The following is a 24,208-nucleotide window of genomic DNA, read 5'->3' as shown; positions in this document are numbered from 1 at the left end:
TCCCCACTATTACACTTTCCCGACAGTCGCACAAGAACTGTATATATCCGCTAGTGGCGGGTCACGACCTCAGTGGCGCGATCGCCGCGGTGCACGAAGTACCCCAGCGTCACGATGACGAACCAGATGGCACCCACCAGAATCGCGGTCCGGCCGTCGTCGGTGAAGAACAGCAGCACGACCACGAGCGCCAGGAACCCGAGCGCCAGGAACGTCGTGTACGGCGCCCCCGGCAGGCGGTAGTCCGATGCCGGCAGCACGCCGGCGGCCACCCGCTGGCGATAGATCAAGTGCGACACCAGGATCGAGCCCCACACGAAGATGATGCCGATGGTCGACACCGAGGTGATGTAGGCGAACGCCTTGTCCGGCGACAGGTAGTTCACCAGGACGCCGACGCCCATGGTGAGGACCGAGAAGCAGATGGCCAACATCGGCACATGCCGGCTGCTCAGCGCCTGCAGACCGGCGGGCGCGTCACCGCGCTGCGCCAGGCTGCGCACCATGCGGCCCGTCGAATAGATACCCGAGTTGCACGACGACAGCGCCGCCGTCAGCAGGATGAAGTTCACGATGCCCGCGGCCGCCGGGATGTTCAGGTACTGGAACACCGCGACGAACGGGCTCTGCCCGGCGTGGTAGTTCCGCCAGCCCTGCACCGACAGGATGACGATCAGCGCGCCGACGTAGAACAGGCCGATCCGGAACGGCAGCGTGTTGATGGCCTTGCGCAGCGTCACCTTCGGGTTCTCGGCCTCGCCTGCGGTGACACCGACCAGTTCCACACCGACGTAGGCGAACACCACGATCTGCAGGCTCAGCAACGCCGAGCTGAAGCCCGTCGGGAAGAAGCCGCCGTCGTTCCACAGGTTGCTCAGGCTCGGGCCGGTGACCGGGCCGAAACCGGCGATGGGCAGCAGCACCCCGATGCCGATGAGGATCATGCCGATGATCGCGGTCACCTTGATCATCGAGAACCAGAACTCGGCCTCGCCGAAGATCTTCACCGAGATCAGGTTCGCCGTGAACAGCACCAGCAGGACGACCAGCGCCGTCACCCACTGCGGGATGTCGTGTCCCCACGGCCAGTACTGCACGTACTTGCCGGCGACGGTGATCTCGGCCATGCACGTCGTGGCCCACACCGCCCAGTACGTCCACCCGTTCGCGAAGCCGGCGAAGCGGCCCATGAACTCCTCGGCGTACTCCGAGATGCTGCCCGACACCGGGCGGTACACCAGCAACTCACCGAGCGCCCGCATGATGACGAACACGGCCAGACCCGCGGTGAGGTAGGCCAGGATCAGCGCCGGGCCGGCCTTCTCGATGGCGCCGCCCGCTCCGTAGAACAGGCCGGTGCCGATGGCCCCGCCGATCGCGATCATCTGCACAGTTCGCGCAGATAGGCCGCGCTCGTAACCGGCGTCGGGTGTCTCTGCTACCTCAGTGTTGGCGTCTCGCACCCGAAGGGTTTATCACAATTAGCGGTGCCGACTAAACGTTCTCGCGGAGGAACGCGATGTCGTCTTTGCGGCCGTCCTCGGACGTCTCGCAGATGACCGGAGCAGCCGCGGCGCGCACCACGGCTGCCAGCAACTGCGGATCGATCTGGCCCATGCCGAAATTGGCGTGCCGGTCGGCCCCCGAGCCTGCGGCGTCGCGGGAGTCGTTGCAGTGCACCAGATCGATGCGGCCGGTGATGGTCTTGATGCGCTCGACGGCGTCGACCAACGCCTCCCCCGCAGCCCAGGCATGGCAGGTATCCAGACAGAAACCGATGCCCTTGTCCCCGATGCGGTCCCACAGCCGGGCGATGGTGTCGAAGTGCCGCGCCATGGCGTGCTCACCGCCGGCGGTGTTCTCCAGGTACACCGGAATGTCGGTCTTGAGCGCGTCGAGCGCCTTCACCCAGCGCTCGAAGCCGGCATCCATGTCGTGGTCGTCGGCGTGCCCGCCGTGCACGATCACGGCCGTCGCGCCGATCTCGCTCGCGGCGTCGCAGGTGTCCTGCAGGATCTTGCGCGACGGGATGCGCACCTTGTTGTTGGCCGACGCGACGTTGATCAGGTACGGCGCGTGGACGTACAACGGCACTGCGGAGGCCCGCAGCACTTCTGCGTCCTCGCGGGGCGCGGGCTTCTTCCAGCTCTGCGGGTTCCCCAGGAAGAACTGCACCACATCGGCGCCGTCGGCAGCGGCCGCGGCCAGAGGATCGGTGTTGTCGACGTGCGAACCAATCAGCATGTGGCCCAGCCTAGTTGTCTCGCGAGCCGCGATGAACCCGTCCGGCCCCGATCTCGTGATCTAGATATAGGAGGGATGATGAGCGTAATCGCAAGTGTCCGTGGCGAACTGCCGCCCCACCGATACACCCAGGAACAAATCACCGATGCGCTGCTGGAGCTTCCCGGCTACGCCGCGCACGAGGACGCGATCCGCAAACTGCACCGCAGTGCCAGAGTCGAAACCCGGCACACGGTCCTGCCGCTCGCGGACTATCCGGGCCTGACCGACTTCGGCCGCGCCAACGACGTCTTCATCGAGCACGCAGTGGCCCTCGGGTGCGCCGCGATCCAGGGTGCTCTCGACGATGCCGGCCTGAAACCCGCCGACGTCGACGTCGTCTACACCACCACCGTCACCGGGGTGGCGGTGCCGACGCTGGACGCCCGCATCGCCGGTCTGATCGGCCTGCGTCCCGATATCCGACGGGTGCCACTGTTCGGGCTGGGTTGCGTCGCCGGGGCCGCCGGAGTGGCACGGGTCAACGACTACCTGCGCGGAGCGCCCGACGACGTCGCGGTGCTGCTGGCGGTGGAGCTGTGCTCCCTGATGCCGAAAACCGAACCGTCGATGGCGACCGTCGTCGGCTCCAGCTTGTTCGGCGACGGAGCCGGCGCCGTCGTCATGGTCGGCGACCGCCGCGCCACAACCGTCGACGCCGCCGGGCCGGAAGTGCTCGACTCGCGCAGCCACCTCTACCCCGACTCCGAACGCACGATGGGCTGGGACATCGATTCGAGCGGCTTCCGCCTCGTGCTCTCGCCCGACGTGCCGAAGGTCATCGAGACCTACCTCGGCGACGACGTCACCAATTTCCTTGCCGCACATGGCCTCGAGACCGCAGACATCCGCACCTGGGTCAGCCACCCGGGCGGGCCCAAGGTGATCGAGGCGATCACCGCGACGCTGGGCCTGACCGACGATGCGCTCGAGCTGACGTGGCGGTCCCTGGCCGAGGTGGGCAACCTGTCGTCGGCGTCGGTGCTGCACGTCCTGCACGACACCATCGCCAAACGTCCGCCCGCGGGCAGTCTCGGCCTGATGATGGCGATGGGTCCGGGCTTCTGCTCCGAGCTGGTCCTGCTGCGGTGGCGCTGATCCGGTGGCTTGGTACCTGACGTTGATCGCGGCCGTCGCAGTCGAGCGGCTCGTCGAGTTGGTGGTCTCCAAGCGCAACCTCGCCTGGTCGCTGGCGCGCGGCGGCACCGAGTACGGCTTCGGCCACTACCCGTTCATGGTCGTGCTGCACATCGGGTTGCTGGTGGCGTGCGTACTCGAACCGCTGCTGCTCGATCGGCCGTTCATCCCCGCGCTGGGCTGGCCGATGCTGGCCGCGGTGCTGGCGGCGCAGGCGCTGCGGTGGTGGTGCATCGGCACGCTCGGGCCGCAGTGGAACACGCGCGTCATCGTCATCCCTGGCGCGTCGAGGGTGGTCGCCGGTCCGTACCGGTGGCTGCCGCACCCCAATTACGTGGCAGTGGTGATCGAGGGGTTCGCGCTGCCGCTGGTCCACACCGCGTGGCTGACGGCTGCGGTGTTCACAGTGCTCGACGCGCTGCTGCTGCGCACCCGGCTGCGCGTCGAGAACGCCGCGCTGGCGAGCCTGTCGTGATCGACCTCCTGGTGGTCGGCGGCGGTCCGGCGGGGCTCGCGACGTCGCTCTACGCGGCGCGCGCCGGACTGGAGGCGGTTGTCGTCGAGCGCCGTCCTGGCACGTTGGACAAGGCCTGCGGGGAAGGGATGATGCCGCACTCCCTCGCGCATCTCGACCGACTGGGTGTGGTGGCGCCCGGCCGGACGCTGCGCGGCATCAGCTATCACGCGGGTGCGACGCGGGTCGAGGCCGCGTTCTGTGGCGGGGTGGGCCGCGGAGTGCGCCGGACGACGCTGCACGCCGCGATGTCCGACGCGGCCCGGGCGGCCGGGGTGAAGTTCGTCCAGGGTGCGGCCGGTGCGATCACCCAGGATGCGGACGGTATTCGCGCCGGTGAGCTCCGGGCCCGCTATCTGGTGGCGGCCGACGGGCTGCACTCCCCGATCCGTCGCGACCTCGGGTTGGCGCGGCCAGCCGCCGGCCCGCGTCGCTGGGGTATCCGCCGGCACGTGCAGCTGGCGCCGTGGACCCACAACGTCGAGGTGCACTGGAGCCGCGAGGCCGAGGCGTACGTGACGCCGGTGGCCGACGACTGCGTCGGCATCGCGATCCTGTCCGCGGGTCGTGGAGGTTTCGACGCGAAGTTCGCGGCGTTCGACGAATTGCGCCAGCGCGTCGAGGGACATGAATTCGGGTCCGACCTCGCGGCCGGCCCGTTGCGGCAGGACGTGCGCACCCGGGTAGCGGGCCGGGTGCTCCTGGTCGGCGACGCTGCCGGCTACGTCGACGCCCTGACCGGTGAAGGTCTGGGGTTGGCGTTCAGCGCGGCCGAGGCGCTGGTCGACTGCGTCGTCCGGGACCGCGTCGACGAGTACGACCGCCGCTGGCGGAGCCTCGCCCGCCGCTACCGGCTGCTGACCGAGGCGCTGGTCCGGGCCGGGGCGGTTCCTGCGGTGCGGTCCCGCATCGTCCCGGCCGCAGCCGCCCTGCCGAAAGTGTTCACCGGCGCGGTCAACCTGCTCGCCAACTGACTGCCCAGCAGACGCGAAAACCCCCAAAACCCGAAGGTTTTGAGGGTTTTCACGTCTGCTCGCGCAGCTACACGCTAGCGGTAGTCGCTGTAGCCGTAGTCATCCAGCGGCACGGCAGCACCAGTGGCCTGGCCGAAGTCCGGGCTGTAGTACTGATCCTCGTAGGACGGGATCGTGTACGCCGCAGCGCGGGCTTCCTCGGTCGGCTGGACCTGGATGTTGCGGTACCGGTTGATGCCCGTACCAGCCGGGATCAACTTACCGATGATCACGTTCTCCTTCAGACCCTGCAGCTTGTCGCTACGGCAGTTGATTGCCGCATCGGTCAGCACGCGAGTGGTCTCCTGGAACGACGCCGCCGACAGCCACGAGTCCGTGGCCAGCGATGCCTTCGTGATACCCATCAGCACCGGACGTCCGGCCGCGGGCTCGTTGCCCTCGGCCACGACGCGGCGGTTCTCCGACTCGAACTCGCTGCGCTCGGTCAGCGAGCCGGGCAGGAACTCCGTCGAACCCGAGTCGATGATCGTGACGCGACGCAGCATCTGCCGGACGATGACCTCGATGTGCTTGTCGTGGATCGACACACCCTGTGCCCGGTAGACCTCCTGGACCTCCTTGACGAGGTGAATCTGCACCTCGCGGGGGCCCTGGACGCGGAGCACCTCGTGGGGGTTCGCCGAACCCTCCATGAGCTGCTGGCCGACCTCGACGTGGTCACCATCGGCCAACAGGCGCTCGGTGCCGTCGTCATGCTTGAACACACGCAGGCGACGGTTACGGCGGGGCAGCTTGTCGTAGACGACTTCCTCGCCACCATCGTCGGGAACGATGGTGATCTTGTAGAACTTGTCGTCTTCTTCCAGGCGAATCCGGCCGGCCACATCGGCGATCGGAGCGACGTTGCGGGGCACGCGGGCCTCGAACAGCTCCTGGACGCGCGGCAGACCACCGGTGATGTCGTCACCGACGCCACCCTGGTGGAAGGTACGCATGGTCAGCTGGGTACCGGGCTCACCGATGGACTGGGCGGCGACGATGCCGACGGCCTCGCCGATGTCGACCAGCTTGCCGGTGGCCATCGAGCGGCCGTAGCACTTGGCGCAAACCCCGGTGCCGGTGGCACAGGTCAGCACCGAACGCACCTTGACCTGCGAGATACCCGCAGCCAGCAGTGCCTCGATCGCCGGGTCACCGAGATCGTGGCCACGCTCGACGACAACGTTGCCGTTGGCGTCGACCGCATCGGTGGCCAGGGTCCGCGCATACGCGGAGGTCTCGATGTGGGCGTCACGCACCAGCGAACCGTCGGCCTGAGCCTCGGCCAGCGTCACCATCACGCCGCGTTCGGTCTCACAGTCGGTCTCGCGGACGATGACGTCCTGCGACACGTCGACCAGACGACGGGTCAGGTAACCCGAGTCGGCGGTACGCAGAGCGGTATCGGCCAGACCCTTACGAGCACCGTGGGTGTTGATGAAGTACTCCAACACCGTCAGGCCCTCGCGGAACGAGGACTTGATGGGCCGCGGGATGAACTCACCCTTCGGGTTCGTCACCAGACCCTTCATGCCCGCCAGGGTGCGGGTCTGGGTGAGGTTACCGGTGGCGCCCGACTTCACGATCGTGATGATCGGGTTGTCCTCCGGGTAGTAGGCCTCGAGGGCCTTACCGACCTCTTCCGTGGCCTGCTGCCAGATCTTGACCAGTTCACCGTTGCGCTCGTCGTGGTTCAGACCACCGCGCTGGTACTTCTTCTCGATCGCGTCGGCCTGGCCCTCGTAGCGCTCCAGGATCTCCGCCTTCTGCGGCGGCACCAGAACGTCGGCCATCGAGACCGTCACGCCCGAGCGGGTCGCCCAGTGGAAACCGGCATCCTTCAGCTTGTCGACGGTCTGTGCCACGACGATCATCGGGTACCGCTCGGCGAGATCGTTGATGATCGCCGCCTGCACCTTCTTGTGCATCTGCTTGTCGACGAACGCGTAGCCCTTCGGCAGCAGCTCGTTGAACAGCACGCGGCCCAGGGTGGTCTCCGCGGTCCAGGCGTCGCCCGGCTTCCAGCCGTTCTCGAACAGCTGCGCCTCGATCTCGGCCGGCGGACGCAGGTGCGTCAACCGAATCTTGATCTTCGCGCGCACCGACAGCGCACCGCGGTCCATGGCCATGATGGCCTCGGCCGGGCTGCTGTAGACGCCCTGCTCGGCACCGTCCTTGCTGGCCGGCACGAACTCGCCGGTGTCACCCTCGATCAGGGTGGTCAGGAAGTACAGACCGGTCACCATGTCCAGACGCGGCATGGCCAGCGGGCGACCCGACGCGGGAGACAGGATGTTGTTCGACGACAGCATCAGGATGCGTGCCTCGGCCTGCGCCTCGGCAGACAGCGGCAGGTGGACTGCCATCTGGTCACCGTCGAAGTCGGCGTTGAACGCCTCACACACCAGCGGGTGCAGCTGGATGGCCTTGCCTTCCACCAGCTGCGGCTCGAAGGCCTGGATACCCAGGCGGTGCAGCGTAGGTGCACGGTTCAGCAGCACCGGGTGCTCGGCGATGACCTCTTCGAGGACATCCCACACCTGGGGACGCTGACGCTCGACCATGCGCTTGGCGCTCTTGATGTTCTGCGCGTGGTTCAGGTCGACCAGACGCTTCATCACGAACGGCTTGAACAGCTCGAGGGCCATCAGCTTCGGCAGACCACACTGGTGCAGCTTGAGCTGCGGGCCGACGACGATGACCGAACGGCCCGAGTAGTCGACGCGCTTGCCCAGCAGGTTCTGACGGAAGCGGCCCTGCTTGCCCTTGAGCAGGTCGGACAGCGACTTGAGCGGACGGTTGCCCGGACCGGTGACCGGCCGGCCACGACGGCCGTTGTCGAACAGCGCGTCCACAGACTCCTGCAGCATGCGCTTCTCGTTGTTGACGATGATCTCGGGCGCACCGAGGTCGATCAGTCGCTTCAACCGGTTGTTGCGGTTGATGACGCGGCGGTACAGGTCGTTCAGATCGGAGGTCGCGAAGCGGCCACCGTCGAGCTGAACCATCGGGCGCAGCTCCGGCGGGATCACCGGGACGGCGTCCAGCACCATGCCCATGGGCGAGTTGCGGTTCGTCTGGAACGCGGCGACAACCTTCAGGCGCTTGAGGGCGCGAAGCTTCTTCTGGCCCTTGCCGTTCTTGATGGTGTCGCGCAGCGACTCGGCCTCGGCGTCGATGTCGAAGGTCTCGATGAGCTTCTTGATCGACTCGGCACCCATGGCGCCCTGGAAGTACTCGCCGTAGCGGTCCTGCAGCTCGCGGTAGAGCACCTCGTCGACGATGAGCTGCTTCGGCGCCAGCTTGCTGAAGGTGGTCCAGATCTCGTCGAGCCGGTCCAGCTCACGCTGGGCCCGGTCGCGGAGCTGACGCATCTCGCGCTCGCCACCGTCGCGCACCTTGCGGCGCACGTCGGACTTGGCGCCATCGCGCTCCAGCTCGGCGAGGTCGGCCTCGAGCTTCTGCGAACGCTCGGCGAGATCGAGGTCCCGCTGATCTTCCACAGCCTTCTTCTCGACGACCATCTCGGCCTCGAGCGTGGACAGCTCGTTGTGCCGCATCTCGGTGTCGACCGCGGTGATCACGTAGGCCGCGAAGTAGATGATCTTTTCCAGATCCTTCGGGGCCAGGTCCAGCAGGTAGCCCAAGCGCGACGGAACGCCCTTGAAGTACCAGATGTGGGTGACCGGAGCCGCCAGCTCGATGTGGCCCATGCGCTCACGACGCACCTTGGCGCGAGTCACCTCGACGCCACAGCGCTCGCAGACGATGCCCTTGAAGCGGACGCGCTTGTACTTACCGCAGTAGCACTCCCAGTCGCGAGTCGGTCCGAAGATCTTCTCGCAGAACAGGCCGTCCTTTTCGGGCTTGAGCGTGCGGTAGTTGATGGTCTCCGGCTTCTTGACCTCGCCGAAGGACCAATTACGGATGTCTTCCGCGGTGGCCAGGCCGATGCGGAGTTCATCGAAGAAGTTGACGTCTAGCACGTAACTCCCTTTCCCCTTGCGGGTGTATGAATCAGAAAAAGCTGACTACGGACGGTTGACTAGGCGAGGTCTTCAACAGACGCGGACTCGTTCCGCGACAGGTTGATACCCAAGTTCGCGGCGGTGCGCTCCAGGTCCTCGTCATCGCTGTCGCGCATCTCGATCGCGGCGCCGTCCGAAGACAGCACCTCGACGTTGAGGCACAGCGACTGGAGTTCCTTGAGCAGAACCTTGAACGACTCCGGGATGCCCGGCTCCGGGATGTTCTCGCCCTTGACGATCGCCTCGTAGACCTTCACGCGCCCGACGGTGTCGTCGGACTTGATGGTCAGCAGCTCCTGCAGCGTGTAGGCCGCACCGTAGGCCTGCATGGCCCAGCACTCCATCTCACCGAACCGCTGGCCACCGAACTGCGCCTTACCACCGAGCGGCTGCTGGGTGATCATCGAGTACGGGCCGGTCGAACGCGCGTGAATCTTGTCGTCGACCAAGTGGTGCAGCTTCAGGATGTACATGTAGCCGACCGTCACCGGGTACGGGAACGGCTCACCCGACCGACCGTCGAACAGCATCGACTTGCCCTCGGCGTTGACCATGACGTCACCGTCACGGTTCGGCAGCGTCGAGCCCAGCAGGCCCTCCAGCTCGCTCTCGCGGGCACCGTCGAACACCGGGGTGGCGACGATGCTGTCGCGCGGGGCGCTGTGCATGCCTTCGGGCAGGTTCGCTGCCCACTCCGGCTCGCCTTCGATGTTCCAGCCTGCCTTGGCGACCCACCCGAGGTGGGTTTCCAAGATCTGGCCGATGTTCATACGACGCGGCACACCGTGGGTGTTCAGGATGATGTCCACCGGGGTGCCGTCAGGCATGAACGGCATGTCCTCCTGCGGGAGGATCTTGCCGATGACGCCCTTGTTGCCGTGGCGGCCGGCGAGCTTGTCACCGTCGGAGATCTTGCGCTTCTGGGCCACGTAGACGCGGACCAGCTCGTTGACACCGGCAGGCAGATCGTCGTCGTCCTCGCGCGAGAACACGCGGACGCCGATGACCTTGCCGGACTCACCGTGCGGGACCTTCAGCGAGGTGTCGCGGACCTCACGGGCCTTCTCACCGAAGATGGCACGCAGCAGACGCTCTTCCGGGGTCAGCTCGGTCTCACCCTTCGGGGTGACCTTGCCGACCAGGATGTCGCCGTCGCGGACCTCGGCGCCGATGCGGACGATGCCGCGCTCGTCGAGGTCAGCCAGCACCTCGTCGGACACGTTCGGGATGTCCCGGGTGATCTCCTCGGCGCCCAGCTTGGTGTCGCGGGCATCGATCTCGTGCTCCTCGATGTGGATCGAGGTGAGCACGTCCTGCTCCACGAGCCGCTGGCTCAGGATGATGGCGTCCTCGTAGTTGTGGCCTTCCCACGGCATGACTGCCACGAGCAGGTTCTTACCGAGGGCCATCTCACCGTTCTCGGTGCAAGGACCGTCGGCGATGACCTGGCCGGCCTCGACGCGCTGCCCCGAGTCCACGATCGGGCGCTGGTTGGCGCACGTGCCGTGGTTGGAGCGGTTGAACTTGCGCATCCGGTAGGTGTGCCGCGAGCCGTCGTCAGCCATGACGGTGACGTAGTCGGCGGAGACCTCTTCGATGACACCCGACTTGTCGGCGACGACGACGTCACCGGCATCGATGGCAGCACGCAACTCCATGCCGGTACCGACCAGCGGGGCCTCGCTGCGCACCAGCGGAACCGCCTGGCGCTGCATGTTGGCACCCATCAGGGCACGGTTGGCGTCGTCGTGCTCCAAGAACGGGATCATCGCGGTGGCGACGGACACCATCTGGCGCGGCGAGACGTCCATGTAGTCGACGTCGTTGGCCGTCACGAACTCGACCTCGCCACCCTTACGGCGGACGAGGATCTTGTCCTCGGTGAAGCGGCCGGCAGCGTCCAGCGGCGAGTTGGCCTGCGCCACGACGTGGCGGTCCTCCTCGTCGGCGGTCAGGTAGTCGATCTGGTCGGTGACGACGCCCTCGACGACCTTGCGGTACGGGGTCTCGATGAAGCCGAACGGGTTCACCCGGGCGTACACCGACAGCGAGCCGATCAGACCGATGTTCGGGCCTTCAGGGGTCTCGATCGGGCACATGCGGCCGTAGTGCGACGAGTGGACGTCGCGGACCTCGAGGCCGGCACGCTCACGGGACAGACCACCGGGGCCCAGCGCCGACAGACGACGCTTGTGGGTCAGACCCGACAGCGGGTTGTTCTGGTCCATGAACTGCGACAGCTGGCTGGTTCCGAAGAACTCCTTGATCGCCGCCACGACGGGACGGATGTTGATCAGGGTCTGCGGAGTGATCGCCTCGACGTCCTGGGTGGTCATGCGCTCACGCACGACGCGCTCCATACGCGACAGGCCGACCCGGATCTGGTTCTGGATCAGCTCGCCCACGGTGCGCAGACGACGGTTGCCGAAGTGGTCGATGTCGTCGACCTCCACGGGGACCTCGACGCCGCCGGGGGCGGTCATCTTGGTGTCACCGTCGTGCAGGCGCACCAGGTACTCGATGGTGGCGACGATGTCCTCTTCGGTCAGCGTCGTCGCGGTCACCTGAGCCGGGTTGCCGTCGTGCAGGCCCAGCTTCTTGTTGACCTTGTACCGGCCCACGCGGGCCAGGTCGTAACGCTTCTCCTTGAAGAACAGGTTCTCCAGCAGGGTCTGCGCAGACTCCTTGGTCGGCGGCTCGCCCGGGCGCAGCTTCCGGTAGATATCCAGCAGGGCCTCGTCGGGACCGGCGGTCGGGTCCTTCTCGAGGGTGCCCATCATGATCTCGGAGAAGCCGAAGCGCTCGCGGATCTGCTCGCTGGTCCAGCCGAGCGCCTTCAGCAGCACGGTGACCGGCTGGCGACGCTTGCGGTCGATGCGGACACCGACGGTGTCGCGCTTGTCGACGTCGAACTCCAGCCAGGCGCCACGGCCCGGGATGACCTTGACGCTGTGCAGGGTCTTCTCGGTGGCCTTGTCGATGGACTCGTCGAAGTACACACCGGGCGAACGGACGAGCTGCGAGACGACGACGCGCTCGGTGCCGTTGATGATGAAGGTGCCCTTTTCGGTCATCATCGGGAAGTCGCCCATGAAGACCGTCTGGCTCTTGATCTCGCCAGTGGTGTTGTTGATGAACTCAGCCGTGACGAACAGCGGGGCCGCGTACGTCTGGTCCTTTTCCTTGCACTCGTCGACCGGGGCCTTGACCTCGTCGAAGCGCGGGTCGGAGAAGCTCAGCGACAGGGTGCCGGCGAAGTCCTCGATGGGCGACAGCTCGGCGAGGACCTCTTCGAGGCCACCGGTCGGGTTGATGTCGCCGCGATCCACTGCCTTCGCACGCCAGCGGTCGGAACCGATCAGCCATTCGAAGGAATCCGTCTGTACGTCGAGCAAGCCCGGAACCTCAAGCGGTTCGCGCAGCTTGGCGAACGAGACTCGGTTCGGCGCTCCTGGAACGGAGTTGTTGGAATCTACTGACTTGCTCTCGCGAGAGGCTGCCAAGATGCGTCCTTCCAGCACCTGATGCGAACATTTCGATGCCGGTCGAAACCGTTTCGAATTGCCGCTGTATCTGCTTCGGTCCGGCTGGCGTTCTCACAGTCCGGGCCTTACAAGACACAAGGCACACGTCTAGATCACTGAGCGACGCTCAGACTAGAAGGTGTCAGGTGCGGGTGAGGTGGGCAGGATGCAGCCAGCGCAACGTCCAACATTAGCGTAGGACGGCGCATTCCTCAACCACGGCATGCTTGATGAAGGGTTTGATCGGTTGACGCTGGCTGGCGCCGAGAACCCTTGAATACATGCTGCCCAACAGATTGGCCCGTTTGCGGGCCTCAGTCAAGAGTTGCCACGGTGTTTGGTGTGGAGTTTTACGGGCAAATTGCGATCCGGGCCGCTGACATCGTGACCCAGCGGGCCTTGCGGCGCCACTCGCACGCCGCCGCCGACGGACCTGCCGTGACCAAGATCACCGGCGTTGCCGCCCTCGCAACCCGCTCGAGCGTGCGCTCAGCGCGCCCCGGGGGGAGATTTCGCGATCTGTCTGCACACTCGCCGACAGAAATCGCGCCCGGGCTGAGGCAGCCCGGGCGCGATTTTCGACGTTCTGCGGATCAGGCCCGCGGAATCTGAGCCGTCACCGGGTCGTCGGAGCGACCGGTCCTGTTGAGGTCTTCGAGGATGGCGGCCTGCGCGGCGGGCGGCAGGGTGTGCAGGATCGAGCGCACGCGAGCCTGACGACGAGCCACGGCCTGGCGGACCGGCATACCCGGGGTCACCTCGATCTGCGGCGGCACGCCCTCGATCTCCTCGACACCACCATCGGAGTGACCGGCGTCGATCGCGGCCTGCTCGGCAGCGGCGGTGGCGGCGTCCTTCTCCTCGGACATACCGATGGGGCCGATGCGACGACCGTTGAGGAACTGCTTGACCGCCGGCTCCTCGCTGGTCAGCAGCACCTCGCGGGGGCCGAACATGACCAGGTGCTTGCGGTAGAGCATGCCGATGTTGTCCGGCACCGTACGCACGATATTGATGTTGTGGGTAACGATCAGCACCGTGGCGTCGATCTGCGCGTTGATGTCGATCAGCAGCTGCGACAGGTAGGCGGTACGGACGGGGTCCAGGCCGGAGTCCGGCTCGTCGACCAGGATGATCTTGGGGTCGAGCACCAGGGCGCGGGCCAGGCCGGCACGCTTGCGCATACCACCGGAGATTTCGCCCGGGAACTTGTGACCGTCGTTGGGCATACCCACGACGTCCAGCTTCTCCATGACGATCTTGCGGATCTCGGACTCGGACTTCTTGGTGTGCTCGCGCAGCGGGAAGGCCGTGTTGTCGTAGATGTTCATCGAGCCGAACAGCGCGCCGTCCTGGAACAGCACACCGAACAGGGTGCGGATCTCGTAGAGCTCCTTGGCCGAGCACTCGATGATGTTGGTGCCATCGATGACGATGGAGCCACGCTCGGGGCGCAGCAGGCCGATCAGCGACTTCAGGAACACCGACTTACCGGTACCGGACGGACCCAGCATGACGCTGACCTCGCCGGCGGGGATGGTCAAAGTGACGTCTTCCCAGATCTTCGACGACCCGAAGGACTTGCTCAGTCCTGTTACGTCGATTTGGACGCCCATGTGAGATCCCTTCCGCCAGCGCTCGCGCGCCATCTGCTGCCCTGCCTGTGGCTTGAGTCACTGTAGCGCATCGATCGCGAGCTGATGCACCTTGTTCCAACTATCGGACGGCCCGTTCAGAAGTCACTCTGATGGCCATCGAGCCAACTCCCCCATCGTCGCCGATCGGGTCGGAAAAGCCCCGCTTTATAACCCCTGAAAAGCGAAATCCCCCGGAGTCCGCAATGGACTCCGGGGGAAAACGACAGTTCTGGCGAACTTACTTGACGGACACCGAAGCGCCGGCAGCCTCGAGCTTGGCCTTGGCGTCCTCGGCGGCCTCCTTCGAGACCTTCTCCAGCAGCGGCTTGGGGGCGCCGTCGACCAGGTCCTTGGCTTCCTTCAGGCCCAGGCCGGAAACGATCTCGCGGACGACCTTGATGACGCCGATCTTCTTGTCGCCGGCACCCTCGAGGATGACGTCGAACTCGGACTGCTCTTCAGCAGCCTCGGCGGGAGCAGCAGCGCCACCAGCGGCGGCAACGGCGACCGGAGCAGCGGCGGTGACGTCGAAGGTCTCCTCGAACTGCTTCACGAACTCCGAGAGCTCCAGCAGGGTCATTTCCTTGAACGCGTCGAGCAGTTCTTCGGTGGACAGCTTGGCCATGTGAATGGTCCTTCCTTGGTTTTTCTTGTTTTGGTTGGTCTAGATGGATCAGGCAGCCGACTCGGCGGCCTTCTTGTCCTGCAGAGCGGCGGCCAGGCGGGCAACCTGGGACGCGGGCGCAACGAACAGCGCCGCGGCCTGGGACTGCTTCGCCTTGAGGGCGCCGGCCAGCTTGGACAGCAGCACTTCGCGCGACTCGAGGTCGGCGATCTTCTCGACCTGGGCCACAGACAGCGCAGCGCCGTCCATGTAGCCGCCCTTGATGACGAGCTGCTTGTGATCCTTCGCGAACTTCTTGAGTGCCTTCGCGGCATCGACCGGCTCGCCGGTGATGAACGCGATGGCGGTCGGACCTGCGAACAGGTCGTCGAGGCCTTCGATCCCGGCCTCCGAGGCAGCGCGCTTGACCAGGGTGTTCTTGGCGACCGTGTAGGTCGTCGAAGCACCAAGGGAACGACGCAGCTCGGCGAGATTGGCAACCGTCAGACCGCGGTACTCGGTCACGACAGTGGCCGTCGAGGCCTTGAACTGTTCGGCGATGTCAGCGACCGCAGTGGCTTTATCAGCCGTGGCCATACATGCCTCCTTGTGGTGTATTCATCGGCCCCACAGGAGACTGCCGGAGATTCGGCTTCGATCGAGGCCAGAAATGCAAAGCGCCCCGACACAGAAAGGTCGGGGCGCGCAGAATAAAACTCTGGAAACCTCGTCCTCCTGCGTGGGCCGCCAGGCAGTGCCTGGGCCTTCAACCGATTGCTCGGTGACCGACGGTCTTCGGTGGAACTGGATCAGAGTAGCCGATGGCCTGCCGATCAGCCAAAACGGCCATGGCCGGCAGTGCCGCGGACTCAGCCGTCTATGGCTGCCCGCGGCGCACCTGGTCGGCTGTCGGCAGCCGCCACTGCCGGCCCTGCTCGAGGTCGAAGCTCATCGGCTCGTAGCGCAGCATGCCGGTGCCCGGGTACGGGGTGTACTCCCCGAACCACACATCGCCGTCGACGGCATAGAGGTCGACGCGGATGAAGTCCCAGTCCGCACCCAGGGTGCGGGCGATGTCGAGCATCTTGTCCAGCTCCACCGGCCGCTCTTCGGCGGCCACACGGTGGATGCGCCAGCGCACGGGCAGCTGGCGCCAGTCGGCGTCCAGGAAAGTCGTGGTCTGGCTCTTTCCGAACCGGCCCCGATTCACCTGGATGAGCTCCACGCGGCCGTCGAACACGAAGAACTTGTAGTCGACCGGCGGCTGACCGTCGGGCGTGGGGATACGTTCCTCGATCAGGAGCAGCGGGCGGGCTTCGCTGTAGCCCCACTCGCCGAGCTCCAGCGGCGTCTCCTGGAACCAGCTCCTGGTCTGGTCCTGCAGGCGGGCCAGATCGGTCTGCGGATCAGGACCGAACAGCGCCTGGCCACTGCTGGCGTTGGGCTTGAGCACCCAGGGCGGCAGTGTCGTCAGATCCCCCGCGTCCCGCAGATCGGTACCCGACCAGTACGTGGCGGGGATGCGGAGATCGGCGCCCGGATACGCCGCCCGGGCCATCTCTTTCATCCACATCTTGTCGCAGGCCTTGACGATCCGTTCCCGGCGATCGTTGAAGATGCGCCAGTTCACCTTCTCGTTGAAGGTCTGCGGCTCGTCGAAGTTGCCCCGCTTGCGGATCATCAAGAGATAGAGAACGTGCCGCAGGAACCGGACCGGAATCAGCGCGAGCATCCGACGGCGGATGGACATGAGCCACGACGGCGTCGCGATGTATGTCAGCAGCGGCACCGGTTCAGGCCTCGCTGGTCAGGTAACCGCCGCGGCGGAAGAACTCCGCTCCGCCGTGTTCCACGCCGTCGGCCGTGCGGAGTCGGGTGATGACCAGGCCGAGGTTCCCACCGCGGTAGGCGTTCGGGCCGCAGACCACGGCGCCGCCGCCCTCCTGCACGATCACGCGGCCCGGGGTGCCGCCGTAGCGGATTTCGGAGACCTTCGCCGCCAGTACCTCGATCCGTTCACCGAGGTAGAAGGTGAAGGCGGGCGGGTACGGCGCCGACAGCGCGCGCACCAGTCGTTCCAGGTCTTCGGCCGGCCAGGTCCAGTCGATAAGGCTGTCTCGTTCGGACCGCTTATGGAAGTAGGTGCGGGTCGCCTTGTTCTGCGGCCGCCACTGCGGGTTGCCGGATTCGAGGGCCGCAAACGCCTCCTTCAGCGCGCCGGGGATCAGGGCGATGCCGCGCTCGACCAGTTCGGTGCCGGTGTCGTGCGGGCCGATGGGCAGCGAATGCTGAACGAGGATGTCCCCGGTGTCGAGGTCCTCGTCCATCCGGTGCACCGTCAGGCCGATCTGGGCCTCGCCGCTGATCAGCGACCAGATGACCGGGGAGAAGCCGGTCCCCTTGGGCAGCAGGGAGTCGTGCAGGTTCAGCGTCCCGTACGGCGGCAGGTCGTACAGCTCGTCCGTCATCCGCGTGTACCAGCTGTTGACGACGATGACGTCGGGTTCTGAGCGCTTGACGAGGTCGATGGTCTCGTGGTCGGCCCGCATGGTCAGGTGCACCGGGATGCCGTGCGACTGGGCGAGTTCCTCGACCGAATCCGAGAAGATCGCCTTGTACGACTCCGTGCTGGTCGGATGCGTGACCACCATCGGTACGTGGTGTCCCAGATCGATCAACGCTTGCAGCGTCTTGACCCCCCACGTCTGGAAACCGAAGAAGACGACGCGCATGCCACTACCTCACTAAGTCTGATTCAACTGGGCGAGTGAAGGGATGTTCACGCACCGGTAACAAGATCAACTTAGCTTAGTCTTACCTAAATCACAGGTCTACCTCATGTCCGGCCAGCGGACACCGGCTTCACCGGGGCAGCGCCACCAGGACGAACGCCACGAGTAGGAGCGCCACCCGGAGCCAGTGCAGCCGGTCCCAGCGGTGGGCCAGCGCACGGTTCGTCGGCGCCTCGTCAGGATCGGCGCCCGCCCACGCCGCGACCCGGTTGTTGATCGGCACCAGCGTGGTCAGGGTCAGGACCATCACCGCCCCCATCACCACCACGGCGGCGATGGCCAGCGGCGCCCGCCCGAGCACCGCATCCCCGACCAGCAGTGCGGCCGCGGCGATGTACCAGAACGGCATCACCGTCCCGAGGAGCCGGCTGCCGGTTGCGCGCGCCTGGCGGTAGGCGTCGTCGGGCAGCCGTTCCAGGATCGGATTCATGAACGCGGCCACGCCGAACTCGACACCGACCAGCGTGCCGACGACGATCACGGTGAGTAGTTGCGCAATATGTTCCATGACATCGAGCCTGGTCACTATGCTGACAAATAACAAGGTACTGACAAATTAGTCAGCACTACTACCAGGAGGTGCGCCGTGGCGGTATCAAAGAAAGAGATCGGCGAGTGCCCGATCGACGCCGCCCTCTCCGTCGTCGACGGCCGCTGGAAGGGCACCATCCTGTGGCGGCTCTCGGACGGTCCGATGCGCACCGCCGAACTCCGGCGCAGCATCCCCGACATCACCGAGCGCATGCTCATCCGGCACCTGCACGAGCTGGTGGCCGACGGCATCATCGACCGCCACGACGCCGGCACGGTGCCGCCGTGCGTGCACTACTCGATCTCCGAATACGGCAAGACGCTGGGTCCCGTGCTGTGGGCCCTGTGCGATTGGGGCCGAAAGCACATGGAGCGCAACGCTTCTCAAGAACTGAACAGGGCCGCCGCGCCGACCAGACCGGCGTCGCCGCCGAGCGCGGCGGGCACCACCCGCAGGCCGCGCAGGAAGCTCAACCCCGCATAACGGGGCAGCGCCGCCCGCAGCGGGGCGAACAACACCTCCCCCGCGTTCGCCACACCTCCACCGAGCACCACCAGATCCAGATCGCAGACCGCCGCCGCCGACGCGATGGCGACGGCGATCGCATCGGCACCGCGCGCGAACGCCTGCACCGCAACCGGATCCCCCCGGCCGGCAGCGTCGGCCAGGGCCTTCGCGTCGGCATCCGCCGGCGCGTCCCAGCCGTGCTCGTGCGCCCAGCGCGCCAGGTGCGGACCCGAGGCCACCGCCTCCACGCACCCCTGACCACCGCACGCGCAGCGCGGGCCGTCGGGGTCCACCACGACGTGCCCGATGTGCCCGGCATTGCCGGTGCGACCGAGGTACGGCGCGCCATCGAGCACCAACCCGCCACCGATACCGGTCGACACCACCATGCCGAGCAGGAACCGCGCCCCCTGACCGGCCCCGCGCCATTGCTCACCCATGGCCAGGCATACGACGTCACCGGCCAGCCGTACCGGCAGGCCGGTACGCTCGGCGAGTCGCTGCACCAACGGAAACTGTTGCCAGACAGAGATATTCAGCGGACTCACGGTGCCCGCCGAGACGTCGATGGGACCGGCGGAGCCGACGCCAACACCCCGCAGCGGACGCCCGGCGGCCGCACCGAGAGCGGCGCCGACCAAAGTGTCGACGGTTGCCCACACCTGCTCGCGGTCCGCGTGCGGCGTGGGCAGCTGCGCGCGGTGCACGAGCGCGCCATCCGGGTCGACGAGCGCCGCGGCGATCTTGGTGCCGCCGACGTCGAGTGCGAGGGTCAGTTCGGGCATCGTGGCCTCAATGCCGGTGGACATGGTCGGGCTGGCGTGGGTCGCCGGGGTGTTCATATCCAGGTGCCAGGTGCACCGACTCGGCCCGGCGGGCGTCGAGCCAATGCCGGAAGGTGCGTCGGCGCGCCGACCCCAGCAGATGAGCGGTGATCTGCGGCCGCACCTGATCCAGTGGCGGGGCTACGGTCGGCGCGGTGGACCAGCCGCCGACACCAGGGACGGGCGGGGCGAACCGCAGGGGGTTGCGGGCGTGGTAGCGCTCGACCTCGTCGCCCGCGAGCCGGACGTCGGCGGTCACGCGGACGAACAGCGCGCGCGCCAGCGGCTGTTCGAGGGCAGCCGCGGCGACGCTGCCGAGCTCCATCCGGGCGGCGGCGTCGGGCAGCAGATCTGCTTCGGTAGGTGCGTCGCGGTCGTCGACACCGAGTTCGCCGGCTGCCACGCGCACCAGCTCGTCAGTGACCAGCAACTGGGTCAGCCAGCGCCGCAGCTGCCGGCCTTCGCTGGTCCCGGGAACCGGCAGCGACGGCGCCAATACGCTTGCCCGCAAACGTGATTCACGGTCGTCGAGGTCGCTCACCGGAATGGCCCGCCCGGCGACGGTGGCGACGCGGCTCATCGGACCCGCACCGATACCGCTGGGGTGTAGAGCACCCGCCCGGCGGCCGCGATCCGGATCAGTGCCCACCACTGCCCCGGGCCGACCCACAGCGGCGGCGCCACATCGAAGTCCAGCGCGACGGTGCCGCCGGCTGGGACGTCGGCGCCGAGCACGCCCGGACCCAGCCATTCCCAGGTGCCCCACGGGCTGATCAGGTGCGCCTCCAGGCTCAGCGGCGCGCCGGCAGCAGAGCCGACGGTGACGCTCAGGTCCGCGTGTCCACCCGCGACGACGTCGACCGGTTCGGGCTCGGCGACCAGCGTGAGCAACGGTGCGTCAACGGGTTCGCCGACGGTGACGACACAGACGTCCTCCACCGTCTGGCGCCAGGCAGCCGGAATCTGGGTGTGCTTGGCGCCGCCGGTGACCGCGAGTTCGACCCGTACCGGGTACCGGCCGACGGGGACCGCGACCGGAAGTTCCAGCTGCACTTCGGTTTCCAGATAACCGCCGGGAGGCAGCACGAAGGGCAGCTCGTCCGGGCTGGCCGACCAGCCGTCGGGGCACAGCACCCGTACCCGGCCGTGCAGCGCGGTGTCGGTGCAGTCGCTGGCCGCGGTGACGCGCAATTGCACGGGTGCACCCGGTTCGCCGGATGTTTCAGTGGGGTGCACATGGGCGACCGCCGGCAAACCGCCCAACGGCGCCGGGCCGCGGTTGTGCAGCCAGTACCGGGCGTAAACCGGTTGGGCGACTTCGGCATCCGGCGCCAAGGTGGCGTGGTCGCCATTGAGCACATGGGGCAGTTCGAGCCGTGCCCGCACGGTGGCGATCTCGAAACCGTGCAGCCGCAGGTCTTTCCCGTCGGCGGCCACGGGTTGTTCGAGGAGGTCCAGGCGTGCCACGTCCTCGAGGTGCCGGATTCCCGAGGTGACGCTGACCTCGGTCGGCCTTCCCGAGGTCTGCACCAGGCGCAGGGTGATGCCCGATCTCGGGTCGACGGGCGCGCTACTGCCGGTGGCGATCGGGTTGCCGGTGGCCTTCAGCGCGGCGAGCGTCACGTCGGACGCGGGTTCGACGCCCAGCAGTGAACCGGTGCTGGGCAATCCGCCGGCTACGGCCGGATGATCGGTGTGCACCGCGAGTAGCGGCTCGGAGTACTCGGCGCTGCGGCGCGCAATGCCCGCGGCGCGCCAGTCACCGTCACCGGCCGCGACGGCGTAGTCGAAGGCGTGGGTCCAGTGCTGGAGCTGGAAATTCGAGCCATCGGGTGCGGTCCGGCGGGGCGGGTCGATCCAGGTGCCTGACGGCCAGCCAGTGCACGACCGCATCAACGAGGTGTGCAGGACACCGTCCGGTTCGACGGCGAAACCCGGTACGCCCCGGTTCAATACGGCCACGGTCCGGGCGTCGAAGGGCCCGATGCCGGCCGCGGCATCCTGCTCGACCGTGATCTCGGCGGTGGCGAGGGCGGCGATCAGGTCTTGCGTGGCGTCGGGTCCGGCGACGATCAGCACCGGCAGCGCCCGCACCCCCGTCAGGTCGGCGCCGGGAATCCAGCGCTGCACGAGGTCGGCGTCGGCGGGCACCCAGAGCCGGACGTTACCGGCGGCGAGACGGCGCTGCAGTTCCGCGCCGTAGCACGGGTCGGCTGCCGCCAAGACCGCTGCGGTGAACCGGTTCTCGTCGGGCCCGCCGAGCGCGATGCGGGCGTCGGGCAGGTTGGAGTCGACGGCGAGGTCGCCGTAGCGCGGTTTGTCGGCGCTGCTGCAGGTGGCCGTCACCCCGGCCCGGACCAAGGCGACCATCAGCTCCCGGGTCGGTGTCTGCGGGTCGGCGGCGTTCGGCACCACGACCTCGGCGACCGACACCGCCCGCACGTGTACATCGTGCGCGTCGCGTACCCGGACCTGCACCGCCGATGACAGTCCGAACCACCCGTAGGCGGGATTGTCCAAGGTGTAGGGGTGGTCCGCGGTGTCGACAGCCTCGTGCGAATCCCGTTGGTGCAGCAGCCCGAAGCCGCGCCCGATCACCGCGTCGCCGACCTCACTGACCGGCATCGCGCCCGGCACCGGGCAGGGCCAGCGCAGTCGCAGCAGCTTGTCGGCGCCGGTGAATTCGTCGATCACGGTGCGGCAGTCGACGCGGTCCACGCCGTGCCACAGGGTGATGGTCTGGGTGTAGCGCAGCACGTCGCCGAGCCGGCCGGTGACCACCAGCCGCTCCCCCAGCGCGCTGCGATAAGCCTGCACTGAATCGGCAGGACGTTCGGCCGAGCCCACCACCGGCCCTTTGGGCAGCAGATGCCAGGGACCTTCGTGTTCGGTGGGGTGCGCGGAATGTTCGTCGTAGATGGCGATCTCGTTGCCGACCTGGCCCGTGCCGATCAGTTCGACGCCCTCGCGGAACAGCGAAGACACCGCCCCACCGCGGCCGGGATCGACGGTGCAGCCGTAGCGTTCGTTGCTGATGGTGGTACCGGACTTGGGTTCCCACGAGGCCGGTTTCCGCACCGATCGCAGCGTGTCTCCGCCGAGTGTGTATCCCCGCCAGCCGAGGGACGGCACGTCGCGGGCCAGCCAGGTGACGGTGTGGCCGTCGTCTTCGATCAGGACCGGGACCGGCGCGCCGTCCGCGTCGAAGACCGACTCAGCCAACGGTTCGTCGAGGCGGACGGTGACGATGTCGGTTCTGCTGTGCGCCAATGGGTTCCACACCACGATGTCGCCGTCGACGGCGCGCGACAGCAGCGCCACCGCGTTGTCGCGCGCGGTCCGGCCGAGTTCCCAGGCGTCGCGCCAGCCGGTGAGCAGGTCGAGGTACACCTGGTCGGATTCCGATCCGGTGATGGCGTCGTGGTGTGCGCCGTAGGCCAGCTGAACCCACGCTTTGGCCAGAGCCGCTTGTGGGTAGGTGGCGCCGGTGAGCAATCCGGCGAACACCGCGAACCGTTCGGCTGCCAGCACGACGTTCTCGGCGGCGCGGTTGGCCTGTTTGGTGTCGATGTACGACACATCTTTGCCCGTGTAGATCGGGTTCATGTCGCGGGTCTGCGGCGACGGCTGGGTGCCATCGGCCGCGAGTTCGTCACGCACCGCGGCGAAGAACTCCCGCGGCAGCGCACACACGAAGCGGGGCCAGGTGTAGCGGGCGGCCCAGTCGCGGTGAATCTCGGTCACCCACTTGTTCGGCGGGGTGTAGTCGGTACCGACCGGGAGGAGCACATTGCGGGTCAGCGCAACCTTTTTCAGTTTGGCGAACGTCTCGTAGGTGGCGTTCTCGGCCTCTTGCAACGACGCCGACGAATCCATCCACCACCCGGCGGCGTAATGCGCCGGCATGTAGTGGGTCAGCAGCCCACGGCCCGACGGTGCGATCCAGTCGAATTCGCTGGCGAACTGCATGCGCTCGGGATCGCCGTCGCGGTGCATCGGCCCCCACTGGTGATGTGGGCCGCGGGCCCACGAACTGGAGGTCAGCCCGGCGTCGGCCGCCATTCCCGGGAACTGCGGATCGTGGCCGAACACGTCCAGTTGCCAGGCCGTCGCCGGATCGGCGCCCATGACGTCGCGCTGAAAACCGATGCCGTGCACAAAGTTCCGGATCGCGGTCTCGGGACTGGTCAGGTTGGTGTTCGGCTCGTTGTAGGTGCCGCCCATGATCTCGACCCGGCCCTCGGCCAGCAACGCACGCAGCTGGGCGCGTTGCTCCGGGTGGGTGTCCCAGTAGGGTTTGAGGTAGTCGACCTCGGCCAGCACGAACTTGTATTCCGGTTCCCGCCTTGCCATTTCGAGGTGTGCGGTGACGAGCTCGAAGCCGTTGGTCTGCCGGCACCGGCCGGGCGGGTCCTCGGTCCAGACGCTGGTGTACGCGGCCTGGGTGTTCCACCACACCGGGTCGTAGTGGAAGTGGCTGATCATGTGCATGGTCCAGCCGGGCTCGGCGACGACGAACTCGAACGCGGTCCGCGCGCCGTCGATCTCCAGATGCGCGGGCCGGACCTGGCCCGGCTGCGCATCCTGCACCACCACCGGAATCTCCACCGCGCCGTCGCCCGGCTGCGCCACGGCCAGGCCGGTCAAGCCGTCCCCGACGACCCTGACCTCGGTGGGCTGTGCGCATCCGGTGTAGTCCACCCGCACGATCTGCCATGGCTCATCGGCCGGCCCGACGAACAACTCGGTGGAAACTACCGCCGTCACCTGCAGGGGTCGTCCCGTCGACACCCCTGCACCATACGGTCAATCC

17 protein-coding genes are annotated in these 24,208 nt (G+C 67.1%); 4 read left to right on the top strand and 13 right to left on the bottom strand.

The genetic code is table 11. The features are described 5' to 3' along the window. Positions 1-50: 50 nt before the first annotated feature. A complete protein-coding gene (locus ACNO8X_RS08810) occupies positions 51-1,463 on the bottom strand; it encodes an amino acid permease (RefSeq protein ID WP_260937346.1) in 1,413 nt (470 codons plus the stop codon). Positions 1,464-1,494: 31 nt separating this feature from the next. Further along, a complete protein-coding gene (locus ACNO8X_RS08805; protein WP_418004980.1) occupies positions 1,495-2,244 on the bottom strand; it encodes a deoxyribonuclease IV in 750 nt (249 codons plus the stop codon). A gap of 78 nt (positions 2,245-2,322) precedes the next feature. Between ACNO8X_RS08805 and ACNO8X_RS08800 the strand changes: the two genes are divergently transcribed. From ACNO8X_RS08800 to ACNO8X_RS08790, 3 genes are read left to right on the top strand one after another with little or no spacing between them, the layout of a single operon-like run. Then, positions 2,323-3,381 carry a type III polyketide synthase gene (locus ACNO8X_RS08800; RefSeq protein ID WP_418004979.1) on the top strand — a complete coding sequence of 353 codons (1,059 nt, stop codon included), beginning with the start codon at positions 2,323-2,325 and terminating at the stop codon, positions 3,379-3,381. A 4-nt stretch (positions 3,382-3,385) separates the two neighbouring features. Further along, the gene (locus tag ACNO8X_RS08795) at positions 3,386-3,895 is read left to right on the top strand and encodes an isoprenylcysteine carboxyl methyltransferase family protein (RefSeq protein WP_418004977.1); all 510 of its coding nucleotides are present in this window, start codon (positions 3,386-3,388) and stop codon (positions 3,893-3,895) included. Then, positions 3,892-4,908, top strand: a complete 1,017-nt coding sequence (locus ACNO8X_RS08790; RefSeq protein WP_418004976.1) for an NAD(P)/FAD-dependent oxidoreductase — start codon at positions 3,892-3,894, stop codon at positions 4,906-4,908. Before ACNO8X_RS08795 ends, ACNO8X_RS08790 begins: the two co-directional genes overlap by 4 nt. Before the next feature lie 74 nt (positions 4,909-4,982). On the opposite strand, the gene ACNO8X_RS08785 is transcribed toward ACNO8X_RS08790, so the two are convergent. From ACNO8X_RS08785 to ACNO8X_RS08750, 8 genes are all read right to left on the bottom strand, one after another. Beyond that, positions 4,983-8,933 (bottom strand): DNA-directed RNA polymerase subunit beta', encoded by a 3,951-nt coding sequence (locus ACNO8X_RS08785; RefSeq protein WP_043401650.1) that lies wholly within the window; start codon positions 8,931-8,933, stop codon positions 4,983-4,985. Between the two features lie 59 nt (positions 8,934-8,992). After that, the gene (locus ACNO8X_RS08780; protein WP_418004975.1) at positions 8,993-12,478 is read right to left on the bottom strand and encodes a DNA-directed RNA polymerase subunit beta; all 3,486 of its coding nucleotides are present in this window, start codon (positions 12,476-12,478) and stop codon (positions 8,993-8,995) included. Positions 12,479-13,092: 614 nt separating this feature from the next. Continuing rightward, the gene (locus ACNO8X_RS08775; RefSeq protein WP_043984426.1) at positions 13,093-14,115 is read right to left on the bottom strand and encodes an ABC transporter ATP-binding protein; all 1,023 of its coding nucleotides are present in this window, start codon (positions 14,113-14,115) and stop codon (positions 13,093-13,095) included. A 259-nt stretch (positions 14,116-14,374) separates the two neighbouring features. Further along, the gene (gene rplL / locus ACNO8X_RS08770; RefSeq protein ID WP_043401646.1) at positions 14,375-14,761 is read right to left on the bottom strand and encodes a 50S ribosomal protein L7/L12; all 387 of its coding nucleotides are present in this window, start codon (positions 14,759-14,761) and stop codon (positions 14,375-14,377) included. A 48-nt stretch (positions 14,762-14,809) separates the two neighbouring features. Next, positions 14,810-15,337: a 50S ribosomal protein L10 gene (gene rplJ / locus ACNO8X_RS08765; protein ID WP_418004974.1), complete on the bottom strand. Its 528-nt coding sequence runs from the start codon at positions 15,335-15,337 to the stop codon at positions 14,810-14,812. A gap of 280 nt (positions 15,338-15,617) precedes the next feature. Continuing rightward, entirely contained in the window at positions 15,618-16,529 is a 912-nt protein-coding gene (locus tag ACNO8X_RS08760) for an ATP-grasp fold amidoligase family protein (protein ID WP_418004973.1), read from the bottom strand. A 4-nt stretch (positions 16,530-16,533) separates the two neighbouring features. Then, positions 16,534-17,472: a methionyl-tRNA formyltransferase gene (locus ACNO8X_RS08755; protein ID WP_418004972.1), complete on the bottom strand. Its 939-nt coding sequence runs from the start codon at positions 17,470-17,472 to the stop codon at positions 16,534-16,536. A 130-nt stretch (positions 17,473-17,602) separates the two neighbouring features. Next, entirely contained in the window at positions 17,603-18,040 is a 438-nt protein-coding gene (locus ACNO8X_RS08750; protein WP_418004971.1) for an anthrone oxygenase family protein, read from the bottom strand. Between the two features lie 78 nt (positions 18,041-18,118). On the opposite strand from ACNO8X_RS08750, the gene ACNO8X_RS08745 reads away from it, so the two are divergent. Further along, a complete protein-coding gene (locus ACNO8X_RS08745) occupies positions 18,119-18,547 on the top strand; it encodes a winged helix-turn-helix transcriptional regulator (protein ID WP_418004970.1) in 429 nt (142 codons plus the stop codon). On the opposite strand, the gene ACNO8X_RS08740 is transcribed toward ACNO8X_RS08745, so the two are convergent. Genes ACNO8X_RS08740 through ACNO8X_RS08730 form a run of 3 tightly spaced genes read right to left on the bottom strand, consistent with a single transcriptional unit; the run spans position 18,448 to position 24,168 of the window. Further along, a complete protein-coding gene (locus ACNO8X_RS08740) occupies positions 18,448-19,356 on the bottom strand; it encodes an ROK family protein (protein ID WP_418005829.1) in 909 nt (302 codons plus the stop codon). The two genes, ACNO8X_RS08745 and ACNO8X_RS08740, sit on opposite strands and share 100 nt — an antisense overlap. A gap of 7 nt (positions 19,357-19,363) precedes the next feature. Beyond that, entirely contained in the window at positions 19,364-19,975 is a 612-nt protein-coding gene (locus tag ACNO8X_RS08735; RefSeq protein ID WP_418004969.1) for a malonyl CoA-ACP transacylase, read from the bottom strand. Continuing rightward, the gene (locus ACNO8X_RS08730) at positions 19,972-24,168 is read right to left on the bottom strand and encodes an NEW3 domain-containing protein (protein ID WP_418005828.1); all 4,197 of its coding nucleotides are present in this window, start codon (positions 24,166-24,168) and stop codon (positions 19,972-19,974) included. The genes ACNO8X_RS08735 and ACNO8X_RS08730 overlap by 4 nt, the downstream gene beginning before the upstream one ends. Positions 24,169-24,208: the final 40 nt, after the last annotated feature.

The sequence above is a fragment of the Mycobacterium sp. PDNC021 genome, from assembly GCF_048282635.1.
Lineage (GTDB): Bacteria > Actinomycetota > Actinomycetes > Mycobacteriales > Mycobacteriaceae > Mycobacterium > Mycobacterium llatzerense.
Note: the sequence above shows the minus strand (reverse complement) of the source record. Positions and strands in the feature narration are given on the sequence as shown.